The sequence below is a fragment of the Sagittula sp. P11 genome (assembly GCF_002814095.1).
In the GTDB taxonomy this organism is placed as follows: domain Bacteria; phylum Pseudomonadota; class Alphaproteobacteria; order Rhodobacterales; family Rhodobacteraceae; genus Sagittula.
On record NZ_CP021913.1, the window covers coordinates 4,007,673 to 4,028,696 of the forward strand.

Annotated in this window: 12 protein-coding genes; 6 read left to right on the forward strand and 6 right to left on the reverse strand. The window is 66.5% G+C overall.

The genetic code is table 11. The features are described 5' to 3' along the window. Positions 1-3 precede the first annotated feature (3 nt). The 5 genes from CDO87_RS19385 to chvE all read right to left on the reverse strand — a co-directional run bounded on the left by CDO87_RS19385 (position 4) and on the right by chvE (position 6,611). The gene (locus CDO87_RS19385; protein ID WP_100930300.1) at positions 4-927 is read right to left on the reverse strand and encodes a Gfo/Idh/MocA family protein; all 924 of its coding nucleotides are present in this window, start codon (positions 925-927) and stop codon (positions 4-6) included. Beyond that, positions 927-2,669, reverse strand: a complete 1,743-nt coding sequence (gene araD, locus CDO87_RS19390) for an L-arabinonate dehydratase (protein ID WP_100930301.1) — start codon at positions 2,667-2,669, stop codon at positions 927-929. Before araD ends, CDO87_RS19385 begins: the two co-directional genes overlap by 1 nt. Positions 2,670-2,672: 3 nt before the next feature. Then, the gene (gene mmsB / locus CDO87_RS19395; protein ID WP_100930302.1) at positions 2,673-3,905 is read right to left on the reverse strand and encodes a multiple monosaccharide ABC transporter permease; all 1,233 of its coding nucleotides are present in this window, start codon (positions 3,903-3,905) and stop codon (positions 2,673-2,675) included. Between the two features lie 11 nt (positions 3,906-3,916). Further along, positions 3,917-5,437, reverse strand: a complete 1,521-nt coding sequence (gene mmsA, locus CDO87_RS19400) for a multiple monosaccharide ABC transporter ATP-binding protein (protein ID WP_100930303.1) — start codon at positions 5,435-5,437, stop codon at positions 3,917-3,919. 118 nt (positions 5,438-5,555) lie between these two features. Next, complete coding sequence (gene chvE, locus CDO87_RS19405; protein WP_100930304.1) at positions 5,556-6,611, reverse strand: multiple monosaccharide ABC transporter substrate-binding protein; 1,056 nt, start codon at positions 6,609-6,611, stop codon at positions 5,556-5,558. A gap of 142 nt (positions 6,612-6,753) precedes the next feature. On the opposite strand from chvE, the gene CDO87_RS19410 reads away from it, so the two are divergent. The 6 genes from CDO87_RS19410 to pqqE all read left to right on the forward strand — a co-directional run bounded on the left by CDO87_RS19410 (position 6,754) and on the right by pqqE (position 10,957). Continuing rightward, entirely contained in the window at positions 6,754-7,671 is a 918-nt protein-coding gene (locus CDO87_RS19410; RefSeq protein WP_100930305.1) for a LysR family transcriptional regulator, read from the forward strand. 115 nt (positions 7,672-7,786) lie between these two features. Beyond that, on the forward strand, positions 7,787-7,885 hold the full coding sequence (pqqA, locus tag CDO87_RS19415; RefSeq protein WP_100930306.1) for a pyrroloquinoline quinone precursor peptide PqqA: 99 nt from the start codon (positions 7,787-7,789) through the stop codon (positions 7,883-7,885). A gap of 22 nt (positions 7,886-7,907) precedes the next feature. Then, entirely contained in the window at positions 7,908-8,804 is an 897-nt protein-coding gene (gene pqqB, locus CDO87_RS19420; RefSeq protein ID WP_100930307.1) for a pyrroloquinoline quinone biosynthesis protein PqqB, read from the forward strand. Beyond that, positions 8,801-9,559 (forward strand): pyrroloquinoline-quinone synthase PqqC, encoded by a 759-nt coding sequence (gene pqqC, locus CDO87_RS19425; protein ID WP_100930308.1) that lies wholly within the window; start codon positions 8,801-8,803, stop codon positions 9,557-9,559. Before pqqB ends, pqqC begins: the two co-directional genes overlap by 4 nt. Next, positions 9,556-9,831, forward strand: a complete 276-nt coding sequence (gene pqqD / locus CDO87_RS19430) for a pyrroloquinoline quinone biosynthesis peptide chaperone PqqD (protein WP_100930309.1) — start codon at positions 9,556-9,558, stop codon at positions 9,829-9,831. Before pqqC ends, pqqD begins: the two co-directional genes overlap by 4 nt. 10 nt (positions 9,832-9,841) lie before the next feature. After that, positions 9,842-10,957: a pyrroloquinoline quinone biosynthesis protein PqqE gene (pqqE, locus tag CDO87_RS19435; protein ID WP_100930310.1), complete on the forward strand. Its 1,116-nt coding sequence runs from the start codon at positions 9,842-9,844 to the stop codon at positions 10,955-10,957. Positions 10,958-11,089: 132 nt separating this feature from the next. Here the strand turns inward: pqqE and CDO87_RS27075 are convergent, their stop codons facing one another. Further along, positions 11,090-19,846 carry a hypothetical protein gene (locus CDO87_RS27075; RefSeq protein WP_198521763.1) on the reverse strand — a complete coding sequence of 2,919 codons (8,757 nt, stop codon included), beginning with the start codon at positions 19,844-19,846 and terminating at the stop codon, positions 11,090-11,092. Between the last annotated feature and the right edge of the window lie 1,178 nt (positions 19,847-21,024).

Below are 21,024 nucleotides of genomic sequence, written 5' to 3' on the forward strand. Positions count from 1 at the left end.
CGCTCACCAGTCGAACGCGGGTGCGGCGACGCGGCGGCCCAGCAGGAAGGCGTCGGCCACGTGGCGCAGCGGGGACAGGTCCATGTCGATGCCACCCTTGCCGACCAGTTCCGCCATCTGCGCGTAGAGCCGGGGGTATTCGCCGCTGAGGCCGGGCAGGGCGTCATGGCTCTGGCCGTCGATGGCCAGAGTGCCGCCGCCGTTCTCCAGCAGCATGTGACCCGCGTCGGTCTCGGCCTCGATGGTCCATGTGGGCGTGCCCGGTTCCAGCCAGTCGAGATCCATTGTCACCTCGGCACCCGCCGGATGGTGGAAGGTGCACTGCGCGGCGATGGGCGTGTCGCGGTTTTCCGGAAAGTGCAGTTCGGCGCCAGTCAGGTGAACGGGGACGGGCAGGATCTCCGTCAGGATCGACAGTGCGTTGATGCCGGGATCGAAGACGCCGAGGCCACCGGCCTCGAACACCCAGTCCTGCCCGGGATGCCATTGCCGCACGTCCTCGCGCCAGCGGATGGCCAGCTTGCGCAGCCGCTTGTCGCGCAGCCAGTCTTTCGCCGCCGCCACCTTGTCCGCCTGCCGGGAGTGCCACGTGGCATAAAGCGAGACGCGGTGCTTGCGCGCGAGCGCCTCAAGCGCGTGGCATTCCGAGAGCGTGGCACCCGGGGGCTTTTCCAGCATGACGTGGCGCCCGGCGAGGATCGCCTTCTGCGCGTAGACGAAGCGCGGCACGGGCGGCAGGCAGAGGGAGACGACGCGGATCTCGGGCCGCTCCTCCAGCATCCGGTCGAAGTCGGTGTAGGCGGGAACGCCCTCGACCGTGCCGTGGCGCGATACGGTCGCCGCCAGTTCCCAGTCCGGGTTGTCCGAGATGGCGGGGACGTGCTGGTCCACCGCGATCTTCCCGATTCCGACAAGTGCGATCTCCATCAATGCGAGTCCTTTCCGACCGGCGCACCGCGGCAGCCCTTGAGAAAGTCGAGATCGGCGCCCGTGTCCGCGCCCTGCACGTGTTGCTGGTGGAGCCAGGCATAGCCGCTGTCGGGCCGCTCGTGGATCGGCGTCCACTCGGCCAGGCGGGCGGCGAGGTCCTCGTCGCTGATTTCGAGGTGCAGACGGCGGGCGGGCACATCGACCTCGATCATGTCGCCGGTGCGGACCACGGCCAGCGGACCGCCGGCGGCGGCTTCGGGCGACGTGTGCAGGATCACGGTGCCGTAGGCGGTGCCGGACATGCGCGCGTCCGATATGCGGATCATGTCCTTGATGCCCTTCTTCAGCACTTTGGGGGGAAGTCCCATGTTGCCGACCTCGGCCATGCCGGGATAGCCCTTCGGCCCGCAGTTCTTCAGGACCATGATGCAGGTCTCGTCGATGTCGAGCGCGTCGTCGTTGATCTGCGCCTTGTAGTCATCGATGTCTTCGAAGACCACGGCGCGGCCCCTGTGCTGCATCAGGTGCGGCGAGGCGGCGGAAGGTTTCAGGACGGCGCCCTTCGGCGCGAGGTTGCCCTTCAGCACGGCGATGCCGCCCTGCGCCGTCAGCGGCTTGTCGGCGGGCAGGATCACGTCCTCGTTCCAGTTCTTCGCGTCCCTGACCTCTTCCCAGATGGTCGAGCCGGAGACAGTCAGCGCGTCCTTGTGCAGCTTGTCGGCCTCGCCCAGCCGTTTCAGGACGACCGGCAGGCCGCCCGCGTAGAAGAACTCCTCCATCAGGTACTTGCCGGAGGGTTGCAGGTTCAGGATCGTCGCCACATCGCGCCCGCAGCGGTCCCAGTCGTCCAGCGTGATGTCGACGCCGGTACGGCCCGCGATGGCGAGCAGATGCACCACGGTGTTGGTAGAGCCGCCGACCGCGCCGTTGCAGCGGATCGCGTTCTCGAAGGCCTCGCGGGTCAGGATGTCGGACGGCTTCAGGTCGTCCTTGACCATCTGCACGATGCGGCGGCCCGACAGCTGCGCCATCACGCGGCGGCGGGAATCCACGGCGGGGATCGCGGCGTTGCCGGAGAGCGCCATGCCGAGCGCCTCCGCCATCGACGCCATGGAGGACGCCGTGCCCATGGTGTTGCAGGTGCCGGAGGAGCGGGTCACCGCGGCCTCGGCATCGAGGAATTCCTGCTGGGTCATCTCTCCGGCCTTCACGGCCTCGGAGAACCGCCAGAGGTGCGTGCCCGCGCCGACCCGTTCACCCTGGAACCAGCCGTTCAGCATCGGCCCGCCGGTCACGACGATGGAGGGCAGGTCGCAGGAGGCGGCGGCCATCAAGAGCGACGGCGTGGTCTTGTCGCAGCCGACCATCAGCACGCAGCCGTCGATGGGCTGACCCCTGATCTGTTCCTCGATCGACAGGGCGGCGAGGTTGCGGAACATCATCGCGGTGGGGCGGAAGGTGTTCTCGGACGCGGAGAAGACCGGCACCTCGACCGGGAAGCCGCCGGCCTCCCAGATGCCCGCCTTCACCTTCTCGGCCAGTTCGCGCAGGTGGCCGTTGCAGGGCGTCAGGTCGGACCAGGTGTTGAGGACGCCGATGATCGGACGGCCGTCAAAGAGGTCTTCGGGATAGCCCTGGTTCTTCAGCCAGCCGCGGTGGTAGATCACGTCCTTGGTGGTCCCGCCGTACCATTCCTGGGACCGCAGCCTGCGCGGCCATTCCGCCGGTTTGAAACTCATAACTCAGCCCTGCCTGGATTTGTTGTAGACGTCGAAGATGACGGCGGCGAGCAGCACGAGACCCTTGATCATCTGCTGATAGTCGATGCCGATACCCATGATCGACATGCCGTTGTTGAGGACACCCATCAGGAAGGCGCCCACGACCGCACCGACGATCTTGCCCACGCCGCCCGACATGGAGGCGCCGCCGATGAAGACCGCCGCGATCACGTCGAGTTCCAGCGCGAAACCGGCCTTCGGCGTCGCGGTGTTGAGGCGGGCGGCGAACACCAGCCCTGCGGCGGCGGCGAGGATGCCCATGTTGAGGAAGGCGAGGAAGGTCAGCCGTTCGGTCTTGATCCCCGAAAGCTTCGCCGCTTTCTGGTTGCCGCCGAGCGCGTAGATACGGCGCCCGATGACGGTGCGTTCGGTGAGGAAGGCGTAGATGATCGTCAGTACGCCCATGGTGATCAGCACGTTGGGCAAACCGCGGAAGGTGGACAGCTTGTACATGATGAAGACCAGCGCGGCGCTGATGATGACCGTGCGCGCCACGAAGAAGCTGCGCGGTTCGTCCTCGACTCCGTAGGCCTTGTTGCGGGCGCGCTTGCGCATCCCCGACCAGACCACGAATGCGGCGGCGGCAACGCCGGTCAGCAGCGCCAGCACGTTCACCTTGCGGGCGTCGAAGAGGGGGGCCAGCGTTTCGCCGATACCCGCCGGAAAGAGGTCGGGCACGAAGCCGTTGGCGATGGTCTGGAATTCACGCGGGAAGGGGCCGACCGACTGCCCTTCGAGGAGCCAGAGCGACAGGCCACGGAAGACCAGCATGCCTGCCAGCGTGACGATGAAGGAGGGGATCTTCCAGTAGGCGACCCAATAGCCCTGCGCCGCGCCGATCAGCCCGCCGACGGCCAGGCAGACCACGATGGTCAACAGCCAGTTGATCTCCCAGTTGACGATCATGACGGCGGCCAGCGCCCCGATGAAGCCCATGACCGAGCCCACCGAGAGGTCGATGTTGCCCGACACGATGACCACCAGCATGCCAAGCGCCATGATGATGATATAACTGTTCTGCAGCAGCAGGTTGGTGATGTTCACCGGTTTCAGCAGCACGCCGTCGGTGACGACCTGGAAGAAGACCATGATCGCGATAAGCGCGAACAGCAGCCCGTATTCGCGCAGGTGCCCGGCGAGGTATTCGCCGACGCCCTTGCGCTCGTCCGCGTCCTGAGATTCTGCAAGAGCCATGCCCTGTCTCCCTATTCCGTCACGATGAGCGACATGATGCGCTCCTGGCTGGCCTCGGCGGCGTCAAGCTCGCCCACCAGTTCGCCTTCGTTCATCACGTAGATCCGGTCGCACATGCCCAGAAGTTCGGGCATCTCGGACGAGATCATGAGGACCCCTTTGCCCTGTGCGCTCAGATCGTTGATGATTCCGTAGATTTCGAATTTCGCGCCGACGTCGATGCCGCGCGTGGGCTCGTCGAGGATCAGCACCTCCGGCCCCGCGAAAAGCCACTTCGACAGCACCACCTTCTGCTGGTTCCCGCCCGAGAGGTTCATCACCTTCTGGAAGACGGAGGGCGTGCGGATGTTCATCGCGCGGCGGTACTTCTCGGAGACCTGCGTCTCCTCGTTCTCGTTGAGGATGCCGCCAGAGGACACGCCCGGCAGGTTCGCCAGTGTCACGTTGCGGCTGATCGGTTCCTCGAGGATCAGGCCAAGGCTCTTGCGGTCCTCGGTCACGTAGGCGAGGCCTGCGTCGATGGCGCGGTCGATCTTCGAGACGTCGACCTCCTTGCCCTTGATCCGCACCGTGCCGGTGATGTTCTGCCCGTAGCTGCGGCCGAATATGCTCATGGCAAGTTCGGTGCGGCCCGAGCCCATGAGCCCGGCGATGCCCACGACTTCGCCCGCGCGCACGTTGAACTGCGCGTTGTGGATCACCTGGCGGTCGGCGTGTTCGGCGTGCCAGACGTTCCAGTCGGACACTTCCAGCAGCATGTCGCCCGCGCGGCGGGTGCGTTCAGGATAGCGGTGCGCCATGTCGCGGCCCACCATGTCGCGCACGATGGCGGCCTCGGTGATCGGCTGGGCCTTGGCGTCCATGGTCGACACGGTCGAGCCGTCGCGGATCACGGTCACGCTGTCGGCGACGCGGCGGACCTCGTTCAGCTTGTGGCTGATGATGATCGACGTGACGCCCTGCGCCTTGAGTTCCAGCATCAGGTCCAGAAGTGCCTGGCTGTCGGATTCCGACAGCGCCGCGGTCGGCTCGTCGAGGATCAGGAGGCGGACCTCCTTGGACAACGCCTTGGCGATCTCCACCAGCTGCTGCTTGCCGACGCCCAGCTTGTCCACCATCGTGGTGGGGGCCTCGCGCAGGCCGACCTTCTTCAGCAGCTCGCCGGTCTTGCGGTTCGTCGCGTTCCAGTCGATCACGCCGTTCTTCGCGCGCTCGTTGCCGAGAAAGACGTTCTCGGCGATCGACAACAGAGGGACCAGAGCCAGTTCCTGGTGGATGATGATGATGCCCCGGGACTCGCTGTCCGAGATGTCGCGGAACTGGGCCAGCTCACCGTCGTAGTGGATCTCGCCCTCGTAGGAACCGACGGGGTAGACGCCGGAGAGCACCTTCATGAGGGTCGACTTGCCGGCGCCGTTTTCGCCGACGAGCGCGTGGATCTCGCCTTTCCGGACCGTCAGCGTGACCTCGTCGAGGGCCTTCACGCCGGGAAAGGTCTTGGTGATCCCGCGCATTTCGAGAAGTGCGGACATGGCTGCCTTCCAATGCGCCGCAGGCGGACGGCGGTGCGCCCGGGCGTGCGGCCTGCATGAGGGAAAAGGTGGCCTGCCCGCACGAAGCGTCCGGACAGGCCCGCCCGGGGGAGCGATCTTACTTGATCTGGTCCATAGTGTAGTAACCGGTATCGATCAGACGCTCTTCCCAGTTCTCCTTGGTCACCGGGAGCGGCTCAAGCAGGTAGGAGGGAACGACCTTCACGCCGTTGTCGTAGGTCGAGGTGTCGTTGATCTCCGGCTCGCCGCCGGCAAGCAGCGCGTCGACCATGCCCACGGTCACACCGGCCAGCGAGCGGGTGTCCTTGAAGATGGTAGAGTACTGTTCGTCCGCGAGGATCGACTTGACGGAGGGGACCTCTGCGTCCTGACCGGTCACGATCGGCATCTTCATGTCGCCGGAACCGTAGCCCACGCCCTTGAGCGAAGACAGGATACCGATGGAGAGACCGTCGTAGGGCGACAGCACGCCATGGACCTGCTTGTCGGTGTAGTTGGCGGACAGCAGGTTATCCATGCGGGCCTGAGCGACCGCGCCGTCCCAGCGCAGCGTGCCGACCGTGTCCATACCCATCTGGCCCGACACGATCTCGACCGAGCCGTCGTCGATCATCGGCTGCAGGACGGACATCGCGCCATCGTAGAAGAAGTAGGCGTTGTTGTCGTCCGGGGAGCCGCCGAACAGCTCCACGTTCCACGGCTGCACGTCCGGGAAACGCTCTTTCAGGCCGTCGACCAGCGTGGTGGCCTGCTGCACGCCGACCTTGAAGTTGTCGAAGGTGGCGTAATAGTCGACGTTCTCGCTGTCGCGGATCAGGCGGTCGTAGGCGATGACCTTGATGCCGGAGGCGGCCGCGTTTTCCAGAGCGTTCGACAGGGTGGTGCCGTCGATGGCGGCGATCACCAGAACGTCGACGCCCTTGGTGATCATGTTCTCGATCTGCGCCAGCTGGTTCGGGATGTCATCCTCGGCGTACTGCAGGTCGGTCTCGTAGCCGGCTTCCTCGAACTGCTGAACCATGGATTCGCCGTCGGAAATCCAGCGCGCGGAGGATTTCGTGGGCATGGCGATGCCGACGGTGCCGTCGGCCAGTGCGGCGGATGCGAGCAGCGCAATGGCGCTGGCCGAAGCCAGGATTGTCTTGAATTTCATGATGTTCCTCCACTGTGTGCGCCTGCATCTTTGTTTTGGCGCCGGGTCTGTTGAGTGCCCACGGCAGAGCTAACAGGGCACGTGCATAACGTTCAATTCCCATTTATGCTAATCTGCATAGCAATACTGGTATGAGGTCGGAATGGACGTCCTGCATCGTCTGAAACCGTCGCAGCTGACCCTGATCCTGCGCATCGCGGAGACTGGCCAGCTACAGCGCGCGGCGCAGATGGCGGGCATGTCGCAACCGGCGGCGTCGCGCATGCTCAACGAGATCGAGCAGCGGGCGGGCGGGGCGCTTTTCGACCGTTATCCCAAGGGGATGCTGGCCACTCCACTAGGCGAGATCGTGTCCCGCCGCGCGCAGGTCATCCTCGAGGAATACGACGCGCTGGAACGCGAGGCACGGCGCATCACCACGGGCGAGATGGGGCAGGTGCGTGTCGGCGCGGTCACCGGTCCGGCAGTCGGCCTGATCGTGCCCGCGGTGCGCCGGGTAAAGGCCGCGGCCCCCGACATAGAGATGACAATCGAGGTGGGCCCGTCGACCGAACTGGTGCGCGGGCTGGTGGAAGGACGCTTCGACTTCGTGATCTCGCGCCTCCCGGCAGAGCACGACAGCCGCGACTTCCGCCTTTATCCGGCGCGCAGCGAGATCGTGTCGCTCTTGGTCCGGCCCGCTCATCCTCTGGCCGGGCGGACAGAGGTCACGCTGGAGGAACTGCAGGGATACGAATGGGTCGTGCAGGAGATCGGGTCGCCCATCCGGCAGGCGGTGGAACGCGCCTTCCATGAACAGGGGCTTGGGGGGCCGCAGCGGATCACCAACTCCTCGTCGCTGCTGGTGGTGCTGTCGCTGCTGGAAGGCACCGACACCATCGCGCCGCAGGCGATGGAGGTGGCACAGATGCTGACAGTGGGGCAGACGGCGCTGGGGATCACGTCACTGAACCTCGCCGAACCGATCTCCGTGCCGCCGTGCTTCATCATCCGCAACCGGTTCCGCCCGCTGCCCGCCGCCTCGGAGCGGGTTCTGCAGGCGGTTCTGGAGCTGCTGTGAGGGCGGGACCCGCGACCTTCGTCTGTGCCGTTCTTAGATTATAAGAATCGCCTGAAACGGGGCGTCTCGTGCAGGCTGAAGCCACTGGACCAAGTCAGGACAAGGAGACACCGACATGGCATGGAACAAGCCGAAGATCCGCGAAATCGAGTGCGGTATGGAAATCAACATGTACGGCCCGGACGGCGAAGAAGAGCGCGAAGTTCTGTTCTGATCGCTTTGCGCGGAGGCTGTCGATGGCGTTTCGCGCACTCATCCTAGGCGCTGCGGCGGGCGGTGGCCTGCCGCAGTGGAATTGCGGGTGCGAGAACTGCACCCTTGCACGGGCAGGCGAAATCCCGCGTCAGACGCAATCGTCGCTGGCGGTGACCGGCAACGGCACCGACTGGGCGATCCTCAACGCTTCGCCTGACATCCGGCAGCAGATGGCCGACGCGGCCCCGCTGCATCCGACCGGCCTGCGCAGCCTGCCTCTGCATTCGGTGCTGGTGACGAATGGCGACATCGACCATGTGGCGGGGCTTCTGACCCTGCGCGAGATGCAGCCTTTCACTCTGTTCGCGACGCAGACGATCCAGGCGGTGTTGAAGGACAACCCGATCTTCGACGCGCTGCACCGCGACGTGGTGAGCCGCGAACCGATCGCGCTGGAGACGCCTTTCGAGCTGGCCCCCGGGCTGATGGCGGAACTTTTTCCGGTGCCGGGCAAGGTGCCGCTCTACCTCGAAGGGGAGACGGTCGAGACCGGCGAGATCGGAGAGAACACGGTGGGTGTCGCCCTGACCGGCGGCGACCGGCGGGTCTACTACATCCCCGGCTGCGCCGTGCTGAACGACGACCTGCGGGCACGTCTGGCGGGCGCAGACCTCGTGTTCTTCGACGGCACGCTCTGGCGCGACGACGAGATGGTGCGCGCGGGACTTGGCGCCAAGACCGGCAAGCGCATGGGCCACATGTCGATGTCGGGCGAGGACGGCTCCATCGCGGCGTTCCGGGACCTCGACGTGGGCCGCAAGGTCTTCGTTCACATGAACAACACCAACCCGGTCCTGCGACCGGACTCGGCGGAGCGCGCCGAGGCACAGTCCGGTGGCTGGACCATCGGCCAGGACGGCATGGAGATCGCGTTATGACCAGAGCCCCGCAATCGCGTGAAGCGTTCGAAGCCCGGCTGCGCCAGATAGGGGCAGAGCGCTATCACGACCTGCATCCGTTCCACGACCGTCTGCACGGCGGCCAGTGCACCATGGAAGAGGTGCAGGCGTGGGTCATCAACCGCTACTACTACCAGCACTCGATCCCGATGAAGGACGCGGCCTTCATGTCCCGGGTGGAGGATCCCGCCCTGCGGCGCGCCTGGCGGTCGCGGATGGAGGACCACGACGGCACCGCCGAGAACGAGGGCGGCATACGGCGGTGGCTGCGGCTGGCGGAAGCGGTGGGACTGGACCCCGACTACGTCGCCACGACAGAGGGCGTTTTGCCCGCAACGAAATTCGCGGTGGACGCTTACGTCCGTTTCGTCCGCGAAAAGACCCTGCTCGAAGCGGTGGCGGCATCACTCACGGAACTCTTCGCCCCCAAGATCCACGCCAACCGGATCGAGGGACTGCTGAAGAACTACGCCTTCGCCGACGACTCCTCGCTGTCCTATTTCCGCAACCGGCTGAAGGAGGCGCCGAAGGACGTGGCCTTCGGGCTCGCTTGGGTGCTGGACCATGCGGACACCGCCGAAAAGCAGGACATGGCGGCCAAGGCCCTGATCTTCAAGACGGATGTGCTCTGGTCCCAGCTCGACGCGCTGTGGGGCGCCTACGTGGAGCCGCGGCGCATTCCGCCCGGCGCGTGGCAGCCCGGCACCGGACAGCTGCTGCGGCAGGCGTCATGATCGGGGCGGGCGACATCCCCGTCCTGCCGCGCGGCGTGCGGCTGCACTTCGACGAGGTGCGCGACAGCTGGGTGCTTCTGGCGCCGGAGCGGGCGATCATGCTCGACATGGTGGGCCACGCGGTGCTGTCGGAGGTCGACGGCAGCCGCACCTTCGAGCAGATCACCCGCAGCCTGGCCGAGAAATACGCCGCCCCCGCGGAGGAAATCGCCAGGGACAGCGCGGGCTTCCTCGGGGCGCTGCGCGATCGCCGCTTCCTTGAAGTGGCCTGAAGGAGCCGGCATGAAGATCGCACCCCCCATCGCCATGCTGGCCGAGCTGACGCACCGCTGCCCGCTGTCCTGCCCGTACTGCTCCAACCCCGTCGAGCTGGCGCGGCAGGAGGCGGAACTGGACACCGCCACCTGGGCCCGCGTCTTCCGCGAGGCGGCGGAGATGGGCGTCCTGCAACTGCACCTCTCGGGCGGGGAACCGGCCTCCCGCCGCGATCTGGTCGACCTGGTGGCGGCGGCACGGGACGCGGGGCTCTACACCAACCTCATCACCTCCGGCATCGGGCTGACGGAAAAACGGCTGCAGGCGCTGGACGAGGCAGGGCTGGACCACGTCCAGTTGTCCCTGCAGGGCACGACCGCGCAGATGGCGGATGCAGTGGGCGGCTATCGCGGCGGCTTCGACCGCAAGATGCAGGTGGCGGCGTGGATCGGCAAGATCGGCTTCCCGCTGACCCTGAACGCCGTCCTGCACCGCCACAACCTCCACCAGTTGCCGCGTGCGCTCGAGATGGCTGTCGAGATGGGCGCCCGGCGGATCGAAGTCGCGACCGTGCAGTTCCACGGCTGGGCGCTGAAGAACCGCACCGAGCTGATGCCGACCAGGGCACAGGCGCGTGAGGCGACGCGCATCGTGGCCGAGGCCCGCGCGGCGCTGAAAGGCACGCTGGTCATCGACTACGTCCCGGCGGACTACCACGAGGACTACCCCAAGCGATGCATGGGCGGCTGGGGATCGTCGGGGCTGAACGTGGCGCCGGACGGCCAGGTGCTGCCCTGCCATGCGGCGCAGATCATCCCGGGTCTCAGGTTCGATTCCGTGCGCGACAGGCCGCTGCCGGAGATCTGGTACGGCGGGCAGGCCTTCAATGCGTATCGCGGTACCGACTGGATGCAGGAGCCCTGCCGATCGTGCGAACGCAAGACCAGGGACCACGGCGGATGCCGGTGCCAGGCCATGGGTCTGCTGGGCGATCCGAACGCCACCGACCCGGTCTGCGTGAAATCCCCGCATCACGCCTGGCTGAAGGCGCAGACGGAGGCGGAGCTGTCCGATGTGGACGCGGGCATGGACGCAGCCAGGCTGACGTACCGCGCGTTTCCGGCGAAGGAGCCGGTGGGCTGAGAGACGACGGGGCAGGGCGCCCGGACCGAAGGCATGGCAAAGGCCGGGATGGTGCGGAACGTCCCGGCCTTTTCCTGTCGTGTCGATGTGCCCGGACGGCGGGGCCCGGCGGACCGGACCCCTGCGCCGGTCTCAGAACTGCAGTCTGACCTGTGCGGTCAAGCCCCATGAGTCGAGATTGTCTGAGAAGCGTGTGTCTGCACGGAGGGATGCGTCGACCTGGCGTGCCGGGAGGGCGGAGCCTGCGTCGAGGATTGCGGTGTAGTTGAAGCCGAAGCTGAGCTCTCCGAAGCCGGCCAGGGTCTCGGATGTGAGGACCTGGGAGGAGCCGTTGCTGTCGACGGTGAAGGTGCTGTCGAGGTCGTCCCCGAAGTCGTTGAAGTAGGTTCCGGTGACGAAGTAGGTGGTCGCCGCCGTGCCGCTTTCCGCGACCTGGGTGCGGGCCAGGGTTGCGCCGAGGTAGCCGATCCGCTGGTCGATGTCGCCGACCTGCAGGGTGGCGTTGTCGGCCGTGGTGGAGGGATCGTTCTCGATGGCGATGCTGTCGCTCTCGATGTGACTGAACGAGAAGCCGGCGGTGGGCACGAGGCGCAGGCCGAGCTGTTCGTTGAGCGTGTGCGAGTAGCTGAGCGAGCCCGAGACGGTCTTGCCGCGGCTGTCGAAGTCCTGCGTCTCGATGCCGAGACCGCCGTTGGCGAAGCTGTTGCTCTCCTGGATGGAATAGGTGGTCTTGTCGGCGCGGATCGACAGGTCGCCGAACCACTGGCCCTTGGCCGCGCTCAGGTAGAGGCCGCCGAAGGTCTGGTCGAACTCGGTGCTGAGCGTGGTGACGGTGCCGCCGAAGTTGACCGGCAGGGAGGTGTCGCCGCCGTTGGTGCCGAGCATCGCGCCGTAGGCCAGGTCCCAGCCGTTGTAGTAGCCGCCCGAGCAGGACCGGTCGAGGCCGATCTGGATGCCGCGGTAGCGCAGGTCGATCTGGTTGGACAGCGAGCCGGGCAGGCTCGCGGCCGAGGTCGACAGGCTGGCCGAGGCCCGCCCGCCGGTGATCCGGCTCCAGGAGCCTATGGCGCAGGGATCGTCGCCCGGGGCCACCAGCGGGGTCACCAGCGCCGAGGACGGCCGGTTGACCACGGTGGAGATCAGGCTCTGGGTCGCCGCGAGGCCGGAGGCCACGCCGCCGAAGGCGAGGTTGGGCGTCGCGGTCAGCTGCACCGCGGTGCCGGTGTTCTGCAGGTTGTAGACGAAGGCGCCGTTGGTCGGCAGGCCGGTTTGGGTGGCCGAGACGCCGGCGGTGCTGGCCGCGGTGATCAGGTCGATCGGCGCCGCGACGTTGGAGAACACGCCGTTGACGTTGGAGAACGCCAGCGTCGGCGCGCCGGTGGCGGTGCCCGTCACGTTGACCTGGTCGGCGGTGTCGGCGGGCGAGGTGCCCACCATCGCGCCGGAGACGTTGACGTCCATGCCGATCACGCCGTTCAGCACCGCGTCGCCGTTGATCACCAGGCGGTCGGCGGTCTCGCCGTCGACCATGTCGATCAGGCCGGAGCTGGTGAAGCTGCCCCCGCCGCTGGTGGTCAGCGTCACGGTCTGGCCCACGCCGGAGTTGATGTTGAACCGGCCGGTGTTGGTGATGTCCGAGCCCGCCCCGGCGGTCAGCGCACCGGTGGCGCCGAGGAAGTCCATCACGCCGTTGGTCTCGTTGCCGAGCGCCGCGAAGGAGAGCAGCGTGCCGCCGTTGCCGATGGCCACCTGGTCGTCGTTCTCGAGATCGCCGCTGGTGGTCTGCAGGGTCGCGCCCGCCCCCAGGGTGACGCCGCCGGCGTCCTCGATGTCGGCGCTGCCCACCGCGAAGGTGAAGCCGGGGTCGACGGCCAGCGTGCCGCCGTCCATGTCGAAGAGGCCGGTCACGGTGGCGTTGCCGTCCACGGTGGTCGACCCCGCCGTCTGGGTGAGAGTGCCGCCGATGCTGCCGGAATCGGTCAGCGTGCCGGTGTTGGTGACGTTGCCGGTGACCGCGACGTTGTTGTCGAAGGTGCCGGAGTTGCCCACCCCGCCCACGACGGTGCCGTCATTGGTGAAGCCGCCGGCGTTGGCGACGTCGGTGGTGAAGGTGGCGGTGTTGCTGACCGTGCCGGTCGCGCCCACGGTGGTGCCCGCGGCGGCGTCGGTGTCGGCGTTCACGTTCAGCGTGGCATCGTCCACGGTCAGCGCGCCGGTCACGACCGATGTGCCGCCCCCGCCCGTGCCGTCCACCGTCACGGTGCCGCCGTTTATGTCGAGGATGCCGCCGAGGGTGCCCGCCAGCGTCGAGGTCGCGGTGCTGCCGGCCTGCTGGACCACGTCTCCGGTGATCGTCGCCGTGCCGCCGCCCGCGCTGTTGAGGTCGAAGAAGCCGGTGCCGCCCACGGTCACCGGGCCGTTCACCGTCGCGTCGCCGAGGACGTTGGCGTTCAGTTCGATCCCCGCCTCGTCGAAGGTCACGCCGCCGGTGGTCAGCGCCGCGCCGCCGCTGGCGTCCGCGGTGAGTGTGACCGCGGTCAGCGATCCGGTGCCGGTGTCTGTCACCGTGCCGGTGCCGAGGTCGAGGGTGCCGCCGAGGATCTGCAGCCCCGAGCCCATGCCGCTGGCGACGAGGTTGTCGTTGCCGGTGGCGGTCACGGTGCCCGCGTCGATGACGATCTGGCCCTCGTTGACGATGGTGCCCTGGCCCGCGCCGCCGGCGCTCAGCGTGCCGCCGTTGGCATAGGTGATGACGCCGTTCGACTGGTTGGTCAGGGTGGTGGCGGCGATCAGGTTGCCGCCGGCACCCACCGCGACCTGGTCGTCGGTGGTAAGTGCGCCCGCGGTGGTCTGCAGGGTCGCCCCTGCGCCCACCGTGACGCCGCCGGCGTCCTCGATATCGGCGCTGCCCGCGCTCAGGGTGATGCCGGGATCGACGGTCAGCGTGCCGCCGTCGATGTCCAGCTCGCCGGTGACCGTGGCGTTGCCGTCCGCGGTGGTCGATCCCGCCGTCTGGTCGAGATCGCCGGTGATCGTGCCGGAGGTCGTCAGCGTGCCGGTGTTGGTGAAGGCCAGCGTCGAGCCGTTGTTGTCGAACGTGCCCGAGTTGCTGACCGTGCCGGTGCCGCCGTTGTTGGTGAAGGTGCCGGAGTTGCCGACGCCGCCCGTGGTGCCGTTGTTGGTGAACCCGCCGGAGTTGGTCACCCCGTCCACCGTGCCGTCGTTCTGGAAGGTGCCGGCGTTGGTGGTGGCGCCGTCGATCTCGCCGGTGGCAGCGACGTTGCCGAAGGCGCCCGCCGCCACGTCGACACCGGCGCCGGTGGCGTCCAGCGTTGCGCCGCCCGCGACCGTCAGCGTGCCCGCGTCGATGTTCACGAGGCCCGAGACGACCGCATCGCCGTCGACGGTGATCGTGCCCGCGCCGGTCTGCTGCAGGAAGCCCGCGATGTCGCCCGCCAGCGTGTTCAGCGCGCTGGTGCCCGCCTGGGTGACGTTGCCGGTGACCTCCGCCGGGGCTGCGCCCGAGGTGCCGTTGATGTCGAAGGAGGCGGTGTCCTGCGTTTCGAGGTTGCCGTCGACGGAGCCGTTGACCGTCACCGTCGCGGTGTTCTCGGCCGTCACGTCGCCGTCGAGCGTGCCGTCCACGACAACCGTGCCCGCGCCGCCCGATCCGCCCGCCAGCACGTTGCCGCTGGCGGTCAGGGTGCTGCCCGCGCCGACGTTCAGCGTCGCGTCGTCGACGGTGGTGGCGCCGGTCACCGTGGTGTCGGCGTTGACCGTCAGCGTGCCGCTGTCGACATCCACCGTGCTGCCGAAGGACGAGGTGCCGTCGACGGTGGTCTGCGCGCCCGCGCCCTGCTGGGTGAAGGCGCCGGTGACGGTGCCGTCGAGGGTGATCGCCGTGGCCGACTGGTTGTCCAGCGCCCCGGTGATCGTGCCGTCGTTGAGGTCCAGATCCGCGGTGCCGCTCAGGTTCACGTCGCCGTCGAGCGTCCCGGCCGAGACGATCGTCCCCGCCGAGGAGTTCAGCGTGGTGAAGCCCAGCGAGGTGCCGCCGCCGAGGAAGATCGCCGCCGTGCCCGCCGTCGCGCCGTTTGCCGTCGAGCTGTTGGTCAGCACGTCGATGTCCGAGACCGAGGAGCTGTCCAGGAGCGCCAGCGTGGCAGAGCCCTGGTTGGTGAAGTTGTCGTCGCCGTCGGTGCCGAAGCTGACGTTGCCGGTGCCGTTCACCGTGATCGTGCCGTCGCTGGTGATCGTGCCGGTCGCGTTGTTGTCCTGGTCGGCGTCGAACACGATGCCCGTCCCGCCGGTGTTGAACGTCACGCTGCCGGTCGCGCCGATGTCGATGCTGCCGTTGTCGTTCAGCGTCGACCCGTCATTGTAGGTCGCCGCCCCGTTGATCGTCGTCGTGTTCGCCGTGCCGAAGACCTGCGCCCCGGCCTCGGCCGTGAAGCTCGCGCCGTCCGCCACCGTCAGCGAGGCATAGGTCAGCGACTGGCCCGCGCCCACCGTCAGCGACCCGGAGGTCACCGTCGCCGCGCCGGTCACGGTCGTGGCCGCGTCCGCGTTCACCGTGCCGCCGTCGATGTCGAGCGTGGTGCCGATGACCGAGGTGCCGTCGGTGGTCAGCGTGCCGCCGTTCACGGTGACGCCGCCGCTCACGTCGCCCGCAAGCGTCGAGGTGTCGGTCGCGCCGGCAAAGAGCGTCAGGTTGCCGTCCACCTCCACCGTCGCGTCGCCGCTGGTGCCGTTGATGTCGACGGTGCCCGCATTGAAGACGCTGACGTTGCCGATCATGCTGCCGGTGTCGGCCACCGTCAGGGTGCCGCTGCCGGTGTTGCCGCCGTCGAAGCCCACGTTCAGGGGGCCGCCGCTGGCGGTGTAGGACGCGCCGGCCTGAACGGCCAGCGTGCCGCCGCCGTCGACGAAGCTCAGACCGTTCGACACCGCCGCGCCGTCCACCTGAACGGTTCCGGCAGCCGTGATGTTGAGGTTGCCGACGGTGCCTGCGAGGGTCGAGGTCCCCGTGCCGGCGTGGGTCGCCGTCCCGGTGACGGAGCCGCCCGCATTGATGTCGAAGGTGCTGGTGTTGTTGGCGTTGAGCGTGCCGTCGACGATGCCGTCCACCACAACGCTGCCGCCGCCGCCGAGTGTGCCCGACTGGACGTTGGACGTCAGCGTGCTGCCGGCGTTCACCGTCAGCGCGCCGGTGTCGACCAGCGTGTTCCCGGTCACGCCGAGATCCGCATCCACCACGACCGCGCCGCCGGTCACGTTCAGGCCCGACTGGAACTCCGAGGCGCCGTCGACCGTCAGCGTGCCCGCCGACACCGACACGTTGCCGGCCACGTCGCCCGCAAACGTCGAGGACCCGGTCGAGCCCTGCGACAGCGTCCCCGTCACCTCGACCGTCGCATCCCCGCTCGTGCCGTTGATGTCGAAGGCCGAAGCGCCCGCCGTCGACAGGTTGCCGTCGACCGACCCGCCGGCGTTCTGCACAAGCGCCCCCGTGCCCGAAAGCGCCACATCGCCGTCAAGCGTCCCCGCACTGGTCACCGTCCCCGCCGACGAGTTCAGCGTGTTGAAACCCAGAGTCGCGCCAGCGCCCACCTGGATCGCACTGCCCGAACTCGAACTGTTCGTCAGCGTATCAATCCCGTTCAGCGTGCCGCCGTTGACTTCGAGCCGGCCTGTGCTGGTGTTGATCAGGCTGTCGCCGCCGATGGCCACCGTGTCGGCCGCGCCGCCGTTGGCCTGGATCAGGCCGGTGTTGCGGATCATCTCGCTGCTGAAATCGCCATCGGTGTTGGCGTCGAGCGTTGCCGAGCCGGAGAAGGCCAAGGTGCCGTTGTTCAGGATGTTGCCGACGGACTGGACCGTCGCGCCGTCGCCAATGTCGAGCGCACCGTCATTGGTCAGGTCGCCGTCGCTGAGGAGGCCGTTGAGATTGTTTTCAAGCGTCGAGCCCGCGGACACGTTGACCGTGCCGCCGCTGCCGATGGTGACGGTGTCCGCAGACAGCGTCCGCCCGGTCACACCGTCGCCCACCGTCAGGGAGCCCGCGTTGATCGCAACCGCGCCATCGACGGTCAGATCGCCGGCCACCACCTGCGTGTCCGCCGCGGCGGCGGTCTGCTGGGTGTAGCTGCCGCTGCCGTCGGTGCCGTCCCCGATGGTGCCCGAGAGCGACTGCTGCGCGGTGGATTCGTTGACCACGGCGCCGATGATCGTGCCGCCGCCCATGTCGACGACGCCCGCACCGGTGGTGTTCAGTGCCGCCACGCCGGTGACATCCAGCGTCTGGCCGTTGAGGTTGATCGCGCCCTGGTTCTCGAATGCTGTGTCCGCACCGCCCGCCGCGACGGTCAGCACGTCGTCGTTGCTGGCGTCGAGGTCGTTCATGTTGATCGTGCCGGTGGCCGAGTTGGTGACCGTCAGCGCGTCGTCGTCGTTGGCGTCCGCCGTCAGGAAGCCCGACCCGTTGAACTCGAGTGTGCCGTTGTTCGTCACAGCGCCGTTGTCGACCACGCCCGCGTTGTCTCCGAACGTGTCGGTGGAGCCTGCGCCGTTCACGTAGGTGTTGCCCATGCCGAAGAAGGTCACGCCGTCGCCGAAGGTCGTGTTGCCGTTGGAGGTCAGCGAGGAGGCGGTCAGGTCGTCGTCGAGAACCAGCGCCGCGCCGCTGTCCACGGTCACGCCGAAGAAGGTGCCCGCGCTGTCTCCGACCACGGTTGCGGCGTCGATGGTCGCCGTGCCGCTGCTGACGGACACGTCGTAGTCAAGCAGCGTGCCCGCGAAGGTCGTCAGGTTCAGCGCGCCGCCGGTGTTCACATCCAGCGCGTCGACGTCGAAGGTGAATCCGCCGCCTCCGGTGACCGCGACATCGTTTTCCACGAAACCCGATCCCAGCACCAGCGTCGAGGCGGAGACCGCCACGTTCCCCGCGCCGGAACTGGTGATCGCCGCCGTGCCGGTGTCGGTGAAGCTGCCGCCGATGGTCAGGGTGCGTTCAGTCGTGCCGGTGGTCGCCGGGTTGTCCTGCACGACGATGGCGATGTCGGCGCCGTTGTCGAACTCTGCCGTGCCACCGGCAAGCGTCACGTCGCCGTTGAAGGTGGTGCCTGCCGAAACCACGGCCGCACCACCGGTGTTCACGGTGGTGTTGCCGGTTACGTCGCCGCCGTCGAAATTCATGATGCCCGCGCTGTTGACCGTCAGATCGCCCACGAGATCGCCCACGAGGTTCATCGTGTCGGTTCCGACCCCGTCACTCACGGTAACGCCGCGGGCTCCGCGGACGGTCAGGGTCGTGCCGCCCTGCACGTTGAGAACGCCGCCGTAGACATCGGCATATCCGTCGATCGTGCTGTCGCCCGTGACATTGACAACCCCGGCGGTGCCCGGACGCATTTCGAGCGCGCGTGTGTTGACGATGTCTCCGGCAAGGTTGATCGTGCCGCCCTCGCTCCAGAGGTTGGCGTCGAGTTCACCGTTCAGGTCCACCTGGCTGATCGTCATGACGCGAAGGCGCGAAGTCGTCAGGGTGGGCGTGTCGCCGCCGCTGCTGCCGTTGATCGTAAAGATCCCCGAATTGACCTGGATTTCACCGCTGACCGAGAAATCGCCGGTCACGGTTGTGTTCGTGCCGCCCGAGTTCTGCCCGAAAGTGCCGAGGATCTGGCCTCCATCCGCAAGGGTGATGCCCGTGGTGCTGGCGGTGAACACCGATCCGTTGACGGTGCCGTTGATCGTCCCCGTCGATGTGCCGCTGTAGACGACCGGACCGGTTCCGCCCCGCACGTTCAGCGTGTCGTTGATCGTCAGGTCGCCGCCGGTCACCAGGACCTCGTCCGCCGAAGCTTCGGAGTTGACCGTCGTGGACCCGCCGCTGACCGTCAGCCTGCCGGACACGTTGCCGCCCATCTCGCTCGTGGAGGAGGCGGTGGTGACGTCGCCATTCACCGTGCCCTCGATGGAGAGGGCCGACCCCGCACCTGCATTGACGCTGACGTTCACTCCGCTCGTGCCGATTGTGCCGCCTTCCCGGAGGTCGAGCAGGGCGGACCCTTCCACGTCGAGCGTGCCGGCCGCATCGTACTGCAGCGCGCCGCCGCTCACGATCTCCATCTCGGTGCCGGCGGGACCGTCCAGCGTGACATCGTTGACCGTCACCGTGCTGGCGACCGTCATGGTGCCGCTGTTGACGACAAGGTTGGACGCGCTCGAGAAGTTGGCGCCGTCGATGAGCACGTTGCCGCCGTTCTGCACGACATCGTTGAAGAACGTGCCGCCTCTCAGAGACACAGTCTGGATGGCCGCACCATTCACGACGATGTCGCCGGTGGTCACGACATCTCCGCTCCCGCCAGCGAGCATCAGGTTTCCTGCGCCTTCGATCGTCGCGCCGTCAACAAGCCTTGCGTAGATTATCGCACTGTCAATGGCGTTGGTGACGGACAGCGTCCCCGTCACATCCAGCTGGTCGTCCGAAGTCGCCGCGTCGATGACGTAACTGCTTGCATCGAAGGTAATGTCACCGGTGGTGACGGGAGCGCCCTGGCTGATCGTGACGGTGCGGATGAATGCGGTCCCATCGAAGGTGACGTCGTCACCGTCAACAAAGAAATCCGGTATGGAACCGGTCGTGGTGTTGATCCAGTTTTCGTCACCGACTTCGTCCCAGAAATTGGACTCGGCGCCTGTCCAGATCAAATCGTCGGCGCTCGCCTGTCCGCCGATCAACAGCGTTGCGCCCGAGGCCAGCACGAACACAAGTTCGGTCGCGCGTCCCAGGCGGCAGCGATGTCTCAGAGAACGCTGACGAATTCCGACCTGGTGACGGGAGTGCAGGAGGTCCACGAGTGCGGTGGGGCGATAGGCAAAGGACATTGCGTACTCCAAAAGGGCAAAGGGAATCTAAATATTGAGGCGGCAGCCTGATCGGCCACGACACTTTAGGGCGGGTCCCCCCGGGTCAAGGGAAAAGGACCCGGTTCTCCTGATGCGCCCGCGACCCTTGCGAAAAGGTCGCGGTCGTCGTTCCGGGAACTCGTTGGTCTTGGTCCGGGCTCCTGTTGGACGCGGTAGGGAATCGTCCGTCGCCTTGGAGTGCGGGTTGAGGAACGGTGCCGCGTCCGCGAAATCGATGAACCTTCTGCATGCCAGGGCAAGGACCGTGCCTCCGCGCTGGCTACACCCTTCGGTTGTTCACGGGCTGTGTGGCCTGTGGTTTGCTGATGTGGATGCGTTACTCAATCTGTCTCTTGCCGACGCTCTGGTCCGGAGGCGCCCGCGCGCTGCCTTCGGGTCGATCTTCACGGGGGCGGGTGCAGGATGGGACGCGGAGGCGGGATGGCAAAATGCAGCCGGGCCGGTGTTGAAGTTTATCAGTATCTTGGGTTCAAGATGGCATTTCATCCAATTTGGATAAAAGCCGACGGTTATTTTTGGCGCGTTCATTTTTCCTATTCCAAACGGCCGGCGCGACAAGTGAAAACAACCAATGGGTGAAATTAACCTTTCAATTTAGTTTTTTAGGTGTTGTAGATGTGAGTCTCGCATAGGTTGTTTCCCGCGTTTCCTCATGTGAACTGCTGACGGGCTCCAAAGGCGTCTATTGGGTGTCTCTTTTATTTCATGCAGATTGGGCGCAGCTTTGTTCTCGGTGGGGAATGCGGCGCAAGGTTTGCGATTCACCCGTGGCTCTCCCAAGACAGGGGATTCCACATTTTGTCAGTAGGTTGAGCGAAGTCTTGTCGACATGCGACACAACCTTGCTTGAGGGAATTATTACTGGGTTTTCCCGCATAGATTACATTAACGGATATTTCACGGAAGACTGGGGCACTCAATCTATGCTGATTTAGCAATCTTCGGTTCCCGATTTTCCTTCCGAATGATAAAGCAAAATATATATCAAAATCAATGACTTGCGGCATGATATCTGTTGCATGTTTGCTTGGGCGTCCTCCCTCCATTCCTGCATGCCCGGCGGAAGTCTTACCTCCTGAGAACAAAGGTTTTTTTGAAATAGGTCTCGATTAATTCAGAGTGTTGCCGTCGTCGTG